At 68.8% G+C, this 13254-nt stretch carries 11 protein-coding genes; all 11 read right to left on the reverse strand.

Annotated features, from left to right (window positions below; genetic code table 11):
• Positions 1 to 14: 14 nt before the first annotated feature.
• The 11 genes from G5B46_RS13480 to G5B46_RS13530 all read right to left on the reverse strand — a co-directional run bounded on the left by G5B46_RS13480 (position 15) and on the right by G5B46_RS13530 (position 13113).
• Positions 15 to 1418, reverse strand: coding sequence for an aspartate aminotransferase family protein (locus tag G5B46_RS13480; RefSeq protein WP_165259322.1), 1404 nt, complete (start codon positions 1416 to 1418; stop codon positions 15 to 17).
• Positions 1415 to 2176 (reverse strand): gamma-glutamyl-gamma-aminobutyrate hydrolase family protein, encoded by a 762-nt coding sequence (locus G5B46_RS13485; RefSeq protein WP_346764920.1) that lies wholly within the window; start codon positions 2174 to 2176, stop codon positions 1415 to 1417. The genes G5B46_RS13480 and G5B46_RS13485 overlap by 4 nt, the downstream gene beginning before the upstream one ends.
• Positions 2177 to 2219: 43 nt before the next feature.
• A complete protein-coding gene (locus G5B46_RS13490) occupies positions 2220 to 3347 on the reverse strand; it encodes an ABC transporter ATP-binding protein (protein ID WP_165259326.1) in 1128 nt (375 codons plus the stop codon).
• A 196-nt stretch (positions 3348 to 3543) separates the two neighbouring features.
• On the reverse strand, positions 3544 to 4401 hold the full coding sequence (locus G5B46_RS13495) for an ABC transporter permease (RefSeq protein ID WP_165259327.1): 858 nt from the start codon (positions 4399 to 4401) through the stop codon (positions 3544 to 3546).
• Positions 4398 to 5291 (reverse strand): ABC transporter permease, encoded by an 894-nt coding sequence (locus tag G5B46_RS13500; protein WP_165259329.1) that lies wholly within the window; start codon positions 5289 to 5291, stop codon positions 4398 to 4400. The genes G5B46_RS13495 and G5B46_RS13500 overlap by 4 nt, the downstream gene beginning before the upstream one ends.
• Before the next feature lie 136 nt (positions 5292 to 5427).
• Positions 5428 to 6522, reverse strand: coding sequence for a spermidine/putrescine ABC transporter substrate-binding protein (locus tag G5B46_RS13505; RefSeq protein ID WP_165259330.1), 1095 nt, complete (start codon positions 6520 to 6522; stop codon positions 5428 to 5430).
• Positions 6523 to 6616: 94 nt separating this feature from the next.
• Positions 6617 to 7996, reverse strand: coding sequence for a glutamine synthetase family protein (locus tag G5B46_RS13510; RefSeq protein WP_165259332.1), 1380 nt, complete (start codon positions 7994 to 7996; stop codon positions 6617 to 6619).
• Positions 7993 to 9354, reverse strand: coding sequence for an aspartate aminotransferase family protein (locus G5B46_RS13515; RefSeq protein WP_165259333.1), 1362 nt, complete (start codon positions 9352 to 9354; stop codon positions 7993 to 7995). Before G5B46_RS13515 ends, G5B46_RS13510 begins: the two co-directional genes overlap by 4 nt.
• Positions 9355 to 9436: 82 nt before the next feature.
• Entirely contained in the window at positions 9437 to 10882 is a 1446-nt protein-coding gene (locus G5B46_RS13520; RefSeq protein ID WP_165259334.1) for an NAD-dependent succinate-semialdehyde dehydrogenase, read from the reverse strand.
• 6 nt (positions 10883 to 10888) lie between these two features.
• Entirely contained in the window at positions 10889 to 12379 is a 1491-nt protein-coding gene (locus G5B46_RS13525) for an aldehyde dehydrogenase (RefSeq protein ID WP_346764921.1), read from the reverse strand.
• A gap of 8 nt (positions 12380 to 12387) precedes the next feature.
• Entirely contained in the window at positions 12388 to 13113 is a 726-nt protein-coding gene (locus tag G5B46_RS13530; protein ID WP_165259338.1) for a GntR family transcriptional regulator, read from the reverse strand.
• Positions 13114 to 13254: the final 141 nt, after the last annotated feature.

Here is a 13254-nt window from a genome sequence, read left to right on the forward strand (position 1 = left end):
AGTGACGCCGATCTTCACACCTCCTCCTTCGGCTTCAGCGCCCGCAGCACCGGCTCGGCCTCGTCGAGCGACTTCCTGATGATCCCCACCAGTTCGTCGATCTGGGCCTTGGTGATGATCAGCGGCGGGCAGCAGACGATGCTGTCGCGGATGGCCCGCACCATCAGGCCGTTCTTGATGCAGAGGTCGCGCACGATCGGACCGGCCTCGCCTTCCTTGTCGAGGAAGCGATGGTTGGTCCCCTTCTCGCGCACGATCTCGACCGCGCCGATCAGGCCCAGCGAGCGAGTCTCGCCCACCAGCGGGTGGTCGTTCAGCGACGCCAGCGCCTGGGCCAGATAGGGGCCGGTCTCGCTGGCCGTGCGCTCGACCAGGCCCTCGCGCTCCATGATCTCGATGTTCTTGAGGGCGACGGCGGCCGCGGTCGGGTGGCCCGAATAGGTGAAGCCGTGGATGAAGTCGCCGCCCTTCTCGCGCAGTTCGGCGACGATGTGGTCGGCCACGCCCACGGCCGAGATCGGCAGGTAGCCCGACGACAGACCCTTGGCCATGGCGATCATGTCGGGCTTGATCCCGTAGTGCTGGTGGCCGAACCACGCGCCCAGCCGCCCGAAGCCGCAGATCACCTCGTCGCAGACCAGCAGGATCCCGTACTTGCGGCACAGGGCCTCGACCGCCGGCCAGTATCCGTCCGGCGGGATGATCACCCCGCCCGCGCCCTGCACCGGCTCGCCGATGAAGGCCGCGACATGCTCGGGGCCCACCTCGAGGATCTTGTCCTCGATCGCCTTGACCGCCCGGTCGCGGAAGGCGGCCGGATCCTCGCCGAAGCCGTCGCCGAACTGATACGGCTGCATCACGTGCTCGACGCCCGCGATCGGCAGATCGCCCTGCTTGTGCATGTGCTTCATGCCGCCCAGGCTGACGCCGGCCACGGTCGAGCCGTGATAGGCGTTCCAGCGGCTGATGAAGACGGTGCGCTGCGGCTCCCCCTTCAGTTTCCAGTAATGGCGCGCCAGGCGGAAGACCGTGTCGTTCGCCTCCGACCCCGACGAATTGTAGAAGACGTGAGACAGATGCCCGCCCATCTTCTGAGCGATCTTGGCCGCCAGCTCGATCGGCGGCGGCGTCGCGGTCTTGAAGAAGGTGTTGTAGTACGGCAGCTCCAGCATCTGGTCATAGGCGGCCTTGGCCAGTTCCTCACGCCCGTAGCCGACGTTCACGCACCACAGCCCGGCCATGCCGTCGAGGATCTGGTGGCCTTCCCCGTCATGGATGTAGACGCCTTCGGCCCGGGTGATGATCCGGCTGCCGCCCTGCTCGGCGATGACCTTGTGGTCGGCCTGGGCCGGCAGGTGGTGGGCCAGGTCCAGGCGCTTGAGCTCGGCGATGTCGTGATTGCGGAGGGGAGCGGTCATGTCTGGGTTTCCCGTACGACGAGCGGCGAGCCTCTGAGGGCCCGTCCGAAAAGCTGGAAGAAGGTCTGGGACTGAGGGTTGGCCTCCGGCTTCCACTCCGGGTGCCACTGCACTGCCAGCACCGGCGCGCCGTTGACGCTGGCCGACACCGCCTCGACGACGCCGTCCTGCGCGCGGGCCTCCACCGACAGGCCCTCGCCCAGCCGGTCGACGCCCTGGTAGTGCACCGAGTTGACCACCGCCTGCTCGGCGCTGAAGGCCGTGGCCAGCACCCCGCCGGGGGTCAGGTCGACCGGATGACGGTGGTCGAACATGCCGTTGAAATCGACCTCGTCGGGCGCGTGGTGGGCGATCAGCTCAGCGCTGGTCGCCATGTCGCGCCGCAAAGAGCCGCCGAACGCGACGTTGATCTCCTGGAAGCCCCGGCAGACCCCGAACACCGGCCGGCCCAGATCCAGCATGGCCTTGATCAGGTCGCGGGTCATGACGTCGCGATCGCGGTCGAACGGCCCTGGCGCGTCTTCGACGGCCTCGTCGTAGAACACCGGATCCAGGTTCGACGGGCTGCCGGTCAGCATCAGGCCGTCCAGCCGGGCGGCGACCTCCGAGGCCTTCATCAGCCCCGGCATCGACGGCACCAGCAGCGCGGCGGCGTCGGCGTACCGCATCGCGCCTTCGACATAGCGGTTCATCACCGCCTGGGCCGGCTCGATCCCGACGGTGCGGGTGCAGCAGATGACGCCGGCGACGGGTCTCACCTGCCTTCCCCCTTGATGGGGGAAGGATTGGAAAGAACCCAGATCACGACAGCAGCACCGCCGGCGAGCAGGCATGCCAGGCGATCCACACCGCCTCACCCAGGCGGAAGTCCTCCTGGTCCCAGCGCGTCAGGTTCGGTCGCTGCACCTTCACGCGGCGACCTCCCTCGATTTCCACCTCGTAGGTCGACACCCCGCCCAGATAGGCCTCGTGCTTGATGACGCCCGCCACCGCGTTCGTGCCCTTGGGCGCATCGCCCATGTTGGGCGGCTCGCCGTCGTCGGGACGCTTGTGCAGCTCGATCTTCTCGGGGCGTATCGCCGCCCACACCGTGCCGCCGCGCGGGCCGGTCACCCCGTGGTCGAGGAAGATGTCGGTCGGCAGCCCCGGCGAGCGGATCACCGCGTGGCTCGGCTCGTCCACCGCCAGCACGCCCTCGAACAGGTTCACGCTGCCGATGAAGTCGGCCACGAAGCGGCTGTTGGGAAACTCGTAGAGGTCGTTGGGCGCGGCCACCTGCTGCAGCACGCCCTTGCTCATCACCGCGCAGCGCGACGCCAGCGCCAGCGCCTCGTCCTGGTCATGGGTGACCATGATGAAGGTGATGCCCACCTTCTCCTGCAGGGTGCACAGCTCGGTGCGCATCTGCTCGCGCAGCTTGGCGTCCAGGGCCGAAAGCGGCTCGTCCAGCAACAGCACCCGCGGCCGCTTGACCAGCGCCCGGGCCAGGGCGACGCGCTGCCGCTGCCCGCCCGACAGCTGGTCGGGCTTGCGCTGGCCAAGGCCGCCCAGCTGCACCAGCTCCAGCGCCTCCTCGACCCGGCGCTCGCGCTCGGCCTTGCTCACCCGGTCGACCTTCAGGCCGTAGGCGACGTTGTCGGCCACGGTCATGTGCGGGAACACGGCGTAGGACTGGAACACCATGTTCACCGGCCGCTTGTTGGGCGGCACGTTCGAGATGTCCTGGCCGTCGATCAGGATCCGACCTTCCGTGGGCGTCTCGAACCCGGCCAGCATCCGCAGCAGGGTGGTCTTGCCGCAGCCCGACGGCCCCAGAAGCGCGAAGAACTCGCCCTCCCGGATGCTCAGCGACACGTTGTCGACCGCCGCCAGCTTGCCGAAGCGCTTGGTGATGTTCTCGAAGGTGATGATGGGTTTGGCTTCGGTCACTTCGTCATTTCCCCCGAAAACGTCAGCGGCCTGTGCTCCTCGGCTCCCGAGGAACCTCCCCCTCTTGGGGAGGCGATCGCGTAGCGATCGGTGGGGGGCGTGACTGCGAGCCCTCCAAGACTGCGGCGGCTGAGAACTTCCCCCCACCGGCCTTCGGCCGCCTCCCCCACGGGGGGAGGTTCCAATCGGGCGACACTCATTTGCCATCCCCCCCATGCGCCCCGGCGGCCGCGGCCGGATCGCCCTGCAGCTTCAGCGCCACGGCGGTCAGGATGACGGTCAGCACGATCAGGATGGTCGAGGCCGCGTTGACCTCGGGCGTCACCGAGAAGCGCACCATCGAATAGACCTTCACCGGGAAGGTCACGGTGTCCGGGCCCGCCGTGAAGAAGGTGATGACGAAGTCGTCCAGGCTGAGCGTGAAGGCCAGCAGGGCCCCGGCCACCAGCGACGGCGTCATGTGCGGCAGGATCACGTCCTTGATGGTGCGGAACTCGCCGGCCCCAAGATCGCGCGCGGCCTCCTCGAGCTCGCGGTTGAAGCTGGCCATGCGGGCCCTCACCACCACCGCCACGAACGGGAACGAGAAGGTCACGTGGGCGATGATGATCGCCCCCAGGTTCAGCGGCCAGACCAGCCCTTGCGGCCAGGGCAGCACCTTGGCGAAGAACACCAGCATGCCCACGCCCATGCAGATTTCGGGCACCACGATCGGCAGGGCCAGCGCCCCGTCCACCACCGTCTTGCCCGGAAAACGGAAGCGCCACAGGGCCAGGGCCACCAGCGCGCCCAGCACGACGCTGAGCAGGGTCGAGACCGCCGCGATGGTCAGGCTGTTGGCGAAGGCCTCGATCAGGCCGTCGTTGTTGAAGGCCTTCTCGTAGTATTTGAGCGTGAAGCCCTTCCAGACGATGTTCCGGCGGCTGTCGTTGAAGCTGAAGGCCATCAGGGCGATCAGCGGCGCGTAGAGGAACACCCCCACCGCCAGCAGCCACAGCCGGATCGGCCAGCGGCGCAGATATTCCAGGGGGCCTGGCGGGGCGCGCTTGGTCATCCCACGCCCTCCTTCTTCTTGCCCCTGGAGAGCAGCGCCTGCACGGCGATGGCGATGAAGGTCAGGTACATCAGCAGGAACGACAGGGCCGCGCCGAACGGCCAGTCGTTGGCGCGCTTGAACTGGCGCTCGATGACGTTGGCGATCATCTGGCTGTCGGGCCCGCCCAGCAGGTCGGGCGTCAGGTAGGCGCCCAGCGCCGGGATGAAGGTGATCAGGATGCCCGAGGCGATGCCCGGGAGGGCCAGCGGCACGACGATGCGGAACAGGGTGCGCAGGTGTCCCGCGCCGAGGTCCAGGCTGGCTTCAAGCAGCGACTTGTCCAGCCGGTCCAGCGCCGAATAGAGCGGCAGCACCATGAACGGCAGGTGCACGTAGACGAGGCCCAGGATCACCGCGAAATTGTTGTGCAGCAGCTCCAGCGGCTGGTAGGCGCCCAGCGGCGCGACCTTGGCCCCGAGGTTCCAGAACCACTCGAAGGTCTGGTTGACGTAGCCCTCGGTCCGCAGCACCGCGATCAGCGCATAGGTGCGGATCAGGAGGTTGGTCCAGAACGGCAGCATGACCAGCAGCAGCAGCCAGGTCTTGGCCTTCTGCGAGGCGAAGGTGATGGCCAGCGCCACCGGGAAGCCGATCACCAGGCACAGCGCCGTCGTCAGCGCCGCCACCCAGGCCGACTTGACGAAGATCTTCAGGTACAGCGGCTCCAGCGCTCGGGCGTAGTTGGCGATCGTGCCGGTGAACGAGATCTCGGTCAGCCCGACGTTGTGGCCGAAGCTGTAGGCCCAGACGATCGCCATCGGCGCGACGAAGAACACCACCAGCCAGACCAGCGGCGGTCCCAGCGCGGCGGCGAACACCGCCTTGGCCTTCTTCCAGCTCTGTTCCATGCCTTCCCCGCAAAAAAGCTCGTCATCCCGGAAGCGCCGCAGGCGCTATCCGGGACCCAGGGGCGGTGCGCACGGCCCCTGGGTCCCGGCTCTTCGCTGCGCTACGGCCGGGATGACGACCCGAGCGCTTGAACGATCAGGCCGCCCGCACGCGGGTGATGATCTCCTCGTAGAGGCTGGCCTTTTCCGCCCCTTCGAAGGCCCCGTACTCGCACTTCGACATGATGTCGGCGGGCGGGAAGATCACCTTGTTGTTCTTGTAGTCGTCCGGCATCAGCGCCTTGGCCGCCGCGTTGGGCGTCGGATAGAGGATGGTCTTGCTGATCTCGGCGCCGGCCTGGGCGTCCAGCAGGTAGTTGATGAACTTGTGGGCGTTGTTCGGACGCGGCGCGCCCTTCGGAATGCACAGGCAGTCGGAATTGATGAGGCTGCCTTCCTTGGGCACCACGAAGTCGATGTCGTCGTCGTCCTTCATCGCCTGGGCGATGTCGCCGTTGTACTCCAGCACCAGATCGACCTCGCCGGAGAGCAGGAGGTCCTGGCCGTTGTCGTCGTGGAAGGCCTTCACGAACGGCTTCTGCTTGATCAGCATCTGCTCGATCTTCGGCAGCATGTCGGCCGGGATGTCGTTGACCGAGTGGCCCAGGTACTTGGCCGCCAGGCGCACCAGGTCGGCGCTTTCCGACAGCAGCGCGATCTTGCCGGCGTACTGGTTGCTGTCGAACAGGTACTTCCAGCTGTCGGGCACGCCCGCGACCTTGCTCTTGCGATAGCCGATGCCCAGCAGCAGCCAGGTGTAGGGCAGCGAGAACTTCCGGCCCGGGTCGAAGTCCGGGTTCAGGAAGGCCGGATCGATGTTCTTGATGTTCGGGATCTTGGCGTGATCCAGCGCCTCCAGCATGCCGGCCTGGGCCATGCGGGTGACGAACTCGTTGGACGGCACGATGACGTCGAAGCCCGGATTGCCCGCCTTCAGCTTGGCGAACAGCTCGTCGTTGGTCGCGAACAGGCTCATGTTCACGTCGACGCCGCTGGCCTTCTTGAAGTCGCCCAGCGTGGTCTCGCCGATATAGGTGTCCCAGTTGTAGAAGTTCAGCTTGGCCTCTTCGCCGCCGGCCTCGCCGGGCTTGGGCTTCTCGCCGCAGGCGGTGAACGACAGACCGATGGCCGCCGCGCCGAACGCGGTCAGCAGCGAGCGGCGCGAGGCCCCCCGGAAGTGGTTGGTGCTCATGGCCTCGAAACTCCCTCTTTCGTTCGCATGAAGCGGACGAGGCCCCTTCCCCGCCGCCGGTTCAACCTAAAGCCTTAACTCCAGCGCCCCGCCGTCAGGCGTTGCGCAGATACCAGTCATAGTCGAGCTGCCCGACCACCTCGAAGAACCGCGCCTGCTCGGTGCGCTTCACCGACACGAACATCTCGACGAACCGCTCGCCCAGATAGTCGGCCAGCACCTGCGACTTCTCGAAGAGGTCGACGGCGGCGAACCAGTTGGACGGCAGGCGCACGTTCTCCTTGGCCGCGGCGGCATAGCCGTCGCCGACCACCGCCGGGCCAGGATCGATCCGGTTGGTGATGCCGTGGTGCGCGGCCGCCAGCAGCGTCGCCATCACCAGGTACGGATTGCCGTCGGCGCCCGCCACGCGGTGCTCGACGTGCCGCGTCGGCGCCGGCCCTGCGGGCACGCGCAAGCTGACCGTGCGGTTGTTGACGCCCCAGGTCGGCGCCACCGGCGCGTAGCTGTTGGCCTTGAAGCGGCGATAGCTGTTGGCGTTGGGGGCCAGGATCGCCATGCCCTCGCCCAGCAGCTGCTTCATGCCGCCGATGGCGTGCTTGAGCAGGTCGGAACCTTCGGGATCCTCGGCGGCGCACAGGTTGTTGCCGTCCGCGTCGTTGAAGCTGACGTGCACGTGGAAGCCGTTGCCCGCCCGATCGGCCCAGGGCTTGGCCATGAACGTCGCCTCGCAACCATGGCGCAGGGCCACCCCCTTGGCCGCGCGCTTGTAGAGCACCGCATCGTCGGCGGCCCGCAGCGCATCGGGCTTGTGCTTGAGGGTCAGCTCCACCTGGGCCGGGGCGAATTCCGAGATCGCGCCTTCCAGGGGAACGCCGATCGTGTCGGCGGTGTCCCACAGCTCGCGCAGGAACGGGGCGTTGGCCTCCAGTTCGGGCAGGCCATAGACCTGGATGCCGGTCGGCCGCTGGCCGGTCAGCACCGACTTGGCCGGCAGCAGTTCGCCGTTCGGGCCGCGCTCGATGTCGACGAGGTAGTATTCCAGCTCGCAGGCGGCGACCGGCGTCAGGCCATCGGCGGCGTAGCGATCCAGAACGCGTTGGAGAACGTGGCGCGGGTCCAGGTCGTTGGGCGTCCCGTCCAGCTCGTACAGCGAGAGCATCACCTGAGCGACGTCGGGACCCAGCCACGGCGCCAGCGTCAGCGTGCCCGGCACGGGCCGCGCGCGGCGGTCGGCGTCGCCGTCCTCCCAGACTAGGCCCGTCTCCTCGCAGTCGGCCCCGACGGTGTCGACCACCAGGATCGAACCCGGCAGGAACCGGCCGTAATCGTAGATCGCCTGCAGTTCATGCACCCGCAGGCGCTTGCCGCGCGGCACGCCGGTCATCGAGGTGAAGAACACCTCGACGTACTTCACCTGCGGATGGGCGGCCAGGAAGTCGCGGCACTCCTGCGGATCGGCGACGGCGCTCATGCTTGCAACTCCCCGACGGCCACGGCGAAGGCGTCCACCGCCGCGACCAACCGATCCAGCGCCGCGTCCTCGGTGACGGGCGAGACCAGCATCATGTTGTGGAAGGGCGCGATCAGCGCCCCCCGGTTGATCAGCCACAGATGCAGCGCTTCCACCGCACCAAGGTCCAGAACTTTCCGCATCGCCCCCGCGTCGCGCGGCGGCGGATCGGCGAAAACCAGCTCCACCCGCGCCCCGACATGCACCACCGACCAGGGCAGGCCGCGCGCGGCGATCACGCCGTTCAGCCCGGCCGCCAGGCGCTGTGCGCCGGCCAGCATCCTGCCGTAGGCCGCGTCGGTCATGACCTCCGACAGCATGGCCCGCATGGCGGCCATGGCCAGCGCATTGCCCGACAGCGTCGTGCCGATGCCCGACTGGCCCGGACCGATCCGCGCCTGCGCCTCGTCCATCCGCGCCGACAGCTCCGCCGTAACGCCCCAGACGGCCGCCGGCACGCCGCCGGCCACGGCCTTGCCCAGCACGAAGACGTCGGGCTCCAGCCCGTGGGCGCGGGTGTAGCCGCCAGGACCGGTGGAGATGGTGTGGGTCTCGTCGATGATCAGCAGGGTTCCGGCCCCGCGCGTCAGCCGGCGCAGGGCGTCGTGGAAGCCGGGGTCGGGCAGGATCATCCCGCAATTGGTCATCACCGGCTCGGCCAGCACGGCGGCGACGTCGCCGGGCGCCAGGGCCGCTTCCAGGGCGGCGAGATCGTTGAACGGCACGACGCGGGTGGTGGCCGTCAGGTCCTGGACCTGCCCCAGCAGGCCAGGCTTCATCGAAGGCGCGCCGTCTCTCAGCACGACGAACGCGTCCTCGACCATGCCGTGGTAGCAGCCGTCGAACACCAGCACGACCGGCCGCCGGGTCACCGCCCGCGCCCAGCGGATGGCCGCGCGGTTGGCGTCGCTGGCCGTGGTCGCCGCCTGCCACAGCGGCAGGCCGAACCGCTCGGCCAAGAGCTTGCCGACGATCACCGCCGAGGCGGTGGGCAGCATGAAGCCGGCGCCGCGCCTGGCCTGGTCGGCCACGGCCGCCGCCACGGAAGGCTCGCCATGGCCGAACATCGACGGCGTGTCGCCCAGGCAGAAGTCGTCATAGAGCTTGCCGTCGACGTCGGTGACCTGCGCGCCCACGCCCTGGGCGGCGAAGATGGGGCTGGGGCAGGCCCAGTCGCCCATCCAGTGCATCGGAACCCCGCCCCGCCACACGGCCGAGGCCGCCTTGGCCATGGCCACGCTGCGCGGATGCTCGGCCAGGAACCGCGCGCGCTCGGCGGCGATCAGGTCGGCGAGGGTGCGGGTCAGCTCAGCGATCATGCTGCGCTCTCCCCCATACGCCCGTCATTCCCGCCACAAGGGCGGGAATGACGGGAGGAAAGGAAAAGGCGGCGCGACGACGTCATGCCACCCCGCCAAAGCACAGGTACTTGGTCTCGAAATACTCATCGAGGCCCTCGGACGATCCCTCGCGGCCCAGGCCCGATTCCTTGACCCCGCCGAACGGCGCCACCTCGGTCGAGATCAGGCCTTCGTTGATGCCGACCATGCCGGCCTCGATGGCCTCGGCCACGCGCCAGCAGCGGCCGACGTCGCGGCTGTAGAAATAGGCCGCCAGGCCGAACGGCGTGGCGTTGGCCAGGCTGATCGCCTCGTCCTCGGTGTGGAACTTCACGATCGGCGCGACGGGGCCGAAGATCTCCTCGTTGAAGAGGCGCATGTCCGGCGTGGCGCCGGTCAGCACCGTGGGCTGGTAGAACAGGCCGCCCATCTCGTGGCGCTCGCCGCCGACCTCGACCCGGGCGCCGGCCGCGACGGCCTCCTGCACCAGGTTCTCGACCTTGATCAGGGCCTTGTCGTTGATCAGCGGGCCGATCACCACGCCCTCGCCCGCGCCCGGCCCCACCTTCATCGCCGCCACCTTTTCGGAAAGGCGCGCGGCGAAGGCGTCGTGGATGCCGGCCTGCACGATCAGGCGGTTGGCGCAGACGCAGGTCTGGCCGGTGTTGCGGTACTTGCTGGCGATCGCGCCGTCGACGGCGGCCTCCAGATCGGCGTCGTCGAAGACGATGAAGGGCGCGTTGCCGCCCAGCTCCAGCGACAGCTTCTTCATCGTGCCGGCGCACTGGCCGTAGAGGATCTTGCCCACCGGGGTCGAGCCGGTGAACGACAGCTTGCGCACCCGGCCGTCCTCGCACAGCGCCTTGCCGATGGCGCTGGAGTCCGTGCCGGTGACGATGTTGAGCACGCCGGCCGGCACGCCCGCCTCCACCGCCAGCCGGGCGATGGCCAGGGCGCACAGCGGCGTCTCGGCCGCCGGCTTGACCACCACGGTGCAGCCGGCCGCCAGGGCCGGGCCGACCTTGCGGGTGATCATGGCGATGGGGAAATTCCACGGCGCGATCGCCGCGCACACCCCGATCGGCTGCTTGATCGAAGCCAGGCGCTTCTTCGGGTCGGGCGTCGGGATGGTGTGGCCGTAGCCGCGTTTGGCCTCCTCGGCGAACCAGTCGATGAAGCTGGCGCCGTAGGCCACCTCGCCCTTCGACTCCGCCAGCGGCTTGCCCTGCTCGGCGGTCATCAGCCGGGCCAGGTCGTCGGCGTGGGCGAGCATCAGGTCGCTCCACTTGCGCAGGATCGCGCCCCGCTCCTTGGCCGTCCTGGCCGCCCAGCCCGGAAACGCCCGATGCGCCGCCTCGATGGCGATCCGCGTCTCGGCCGCGCCCAGGTCGGCGACCTCGGCAATCGTCTCGCCGTCGGCCGGATTGGTGACGGCGAAGGTCGCCTCGCCCTCGATCCACAGGCCATCGATCAGGGCGGCGGTTTCGACAAGGTTCAGGGCGGTCATGGGAAGCTACCTCAGCGTTACGGACACCGACTTCAGGTCGGCGTACTTGTGCAACGCATGAAGGCTGCGGTCACGGCCGAAGCCCGACTGCTTGAAGCCCCCGAACGGCATGGTGATGTCGCAGGCGTCCCAGCCGTTGACCCAGACCAGCCCGGCCTTGAGCTTTCGCGCGCCCTTCAGGCCGCGATTGATGTCGCTGGTCCACAGGCCCGCGGCCAGGCCGTAGACCGTGTCGTTGGCCAGGGCGAAGGCTTCCTCCTCGCCCGTGAAGCTCATGACGCCCAGCACCGGCCCGAACACCTCTTCCCGGGCCAGCCGGTGCGAGGGCCGCACGCCGTCGAAGATCGTCGGCTCCACATAGAAGCCGCCGGTCTCGATGCGCACCTGCGACCCGCCCAGCACGGGCGCGCCGCCTTCCTCGCGGGCCTTGTCGATATAGGAGAGCGCGGTCTTCATCTGCCGCTCGCTGACCATGGCCCCAAACCCGGTCTGCGGATCCAGCGGGTCGCCGACTTGGATGGTCTTGGCGACCGCGACCACCTTCTCCAGGAACTCGTCCTTGACCTGGGCCTCGACCAGCAGGCGCGAGGCGGCCGTGCAGACCTCGCCCTGGTTATAGAACACGCCCCAGGCGGCGGCCTCTGCCGCCGCATCCAGATCCGGGCAGTCGGCGAAGACGATCTGGGGCGACTTGCCGCCCAGCTCCAGCGACACCCGCTTGAGATTGCTCTGGGCCGCATACTCCATCAGCCGACGGCCGGTGGGGCCAGAGCCGGTGAAGGCGATCATGTCGACGTCCATCGACCGCGCCAGGGCCTGGCCCGCGATCGCCCCAAACCCGGGCACGACGTTCAACACGCCCGGCGGCAATCCGGCCTCGAGGGCCAGCTCGCCCAGCTTCAGCGCCGTCAGCGGCGATTGCTCGGCGGGCTTGAGGACCACGGAGTTGCCCATGGCCAGCGCGGGCGCGACCTTCCACATCGCCATGTGCAGCGGGAAGTTCCACGGCACGATGGCGCCGATCACGCCCAGCGGCTCGTGGGTGGCGAAGGAGAGGCGATCGGCCGGCGAAGCGCCGACCTCGCCATAGACCTTGTCCAGAGCCTCGGCGTACCAGCGGGTGGTGTTGATCGCGAGCGGGATGTCGACGGCCCGGGCGTCGCGGATCGGCTTGCCGACGTCCAGGCTCTCCAGCAGGGCCAGTTCCTCGGCGTCGCGCTCCATCAGCTCGGCCAGGCGGAACAGCACCTTCTTCTTCTGGCGCGGATGCAGGTCGCGCCAGCGGCCGTCCTCGAACGCGGCCCGGGCGGCGGCCACCGCGTGCTCGACGTCGGCGACGTCGCAGGCGGCCACCTGGTTCAGCACCGCTCCGTCGCGGGGCCCGATATTGTCGAAAGTTCCGCCGGAGACCGCGCCGACCAGCGCGCCGTCGATCACCGCCCGGCCGGGAAGGGCCAGTCGGTTCAGTTGTTCGGAGATGGCTGCGGGAACGCTCACGTCCGACCTCATGAAACTGTGATCACAGTTTGCCCCGTCGGGGCGGCTGTCAAGCCGGCGCCGGCCTCGACCGCCGCGCGCATCTTGTCCATGCCTTCGGACAGGTCAGCGGCGATGGCGCGGCGGGCGCCCTCGGCGTCGCGGGCCTTCAGGGCGTCCATGGCCTCGGCGTGACGATCGGCGGGCAGGCTGCCGGTGCCGACCCGGCCGAACACCACCCGCATGAACGGTCCGATCTGCAGCCACAGCCCGCCGGCCATGGCCAGCAGCACCTCGGCCCCGGCCCGCTCGTAGATGGCGAAGTGGAAGGCGTGGTTGGCGACCATGTAGCGGTCGACGTCGCCCACGCGCAGAGCTTCCTCCAGGTCCTGGTCGATGGCTCTCAGCTTGCGCACCAAGGCTTCGTCGGCTTTCGGCGCGGCGCGGGCGGCCAGCTCCGGCTCGATCCACTGGCGCGCAAGTTCCAGCTGCTCCAGCCGCTCGGCGCTCAGCGACGGCACGCTGAGGCGCTTGTTGGCGGGGTTGATGGCCAGGGCCCGCTCGGCGACGAGGCGGCGCACGGCGTCGCGCACCGGCATCGGACTGACCCCCAGCTCGGCCGCCAGACTGCGCAGGGAAACGCCCACGCCCGGGGCGATCTTGCCGGTGATCAGGGCCTGGCGAATGGCGTCGTAGACCTGGTCGTGAACCGCCGTGGAATCGGCCAGGGGACGGCGCGCGCGAACTTCCTTCACCTATCCCCCTCCTTTCCGATCATCCCCGCGAAGGCGGGGATCCGAGCCGACGCTCGATCCATGCGCGGCGCCATCCAGGTCCTGCACCCAAGGCCGCCTGGTCCCCGCCTTCGCGGAGATCGAACGGTTTAGGGTTGCGCG

The organism is Caulobacter sp. 602-2 (assembly GCF_011043625.1).
Classification (GTDB): Bacteria; Pseudomonadota; Alphaproteobacteria; order Caulobacterales; family Caulobacteraceae; genus Caulobacter.

What these genes read in the sequence shown, in the direction of transcription:
- G5B46_RS13480 (WP_165259322.1), bottom strand. Translation starts at nt 1,418, where the DNA reads ATGACCGCTCCCCTCCGCAATCACGACATCGCCGAGCTCAAGCGCCTG.
- G5B46_RS13495 (WP_165259327.1), bottom strand. Translation starts at nt 4,401, where the DNA reads ATGACCAAGCGCGCCCCGCCAGGCCCCCTGGAATATCTGCGCCGCTGG.
- G5B46_RS13500 (WP_165259329.1), bottom strand. Translation starts at nt 5,291, where the DNA reads ATGGAACAGAGCTGGAAGAAGGCCAAGGCGGTGTTCGCCGCCGCGCTG.
- G5B46_RS13505 (WP_165259330.1), bottom strand. Translation starts at nt 6,522, where the DNA reads ATGAGCACCAACCACTTCCGGGGGGCCTCGCGCCGCTCGCTGCTGACC.
- G5B46_RS13510 (WP_165259332.1), bottom strand. Translation starts at nt 7,996, where the DNA reads ATGAGCGCCGTCGCCGATCCGCAGGAGTGCCGCGACTTCCTGGCCGCC.
- G5B46_RS13515 (WP_165259333.1), bottom strand. Translation starts at nt 9,354, where the DNA reads ATGATCGCTGAGCTGACCCGCACCCTCGCCGACCTGATCGCCGCCGAG.
- G5B46_RS13520 (WP_165259334.1), bottom strand. Translation starts at nt 10,882, where the DNA reads ATGACCGCCCTGAACCTTGTCGAAACCGCCGCCCTGATCGATGGCCTG.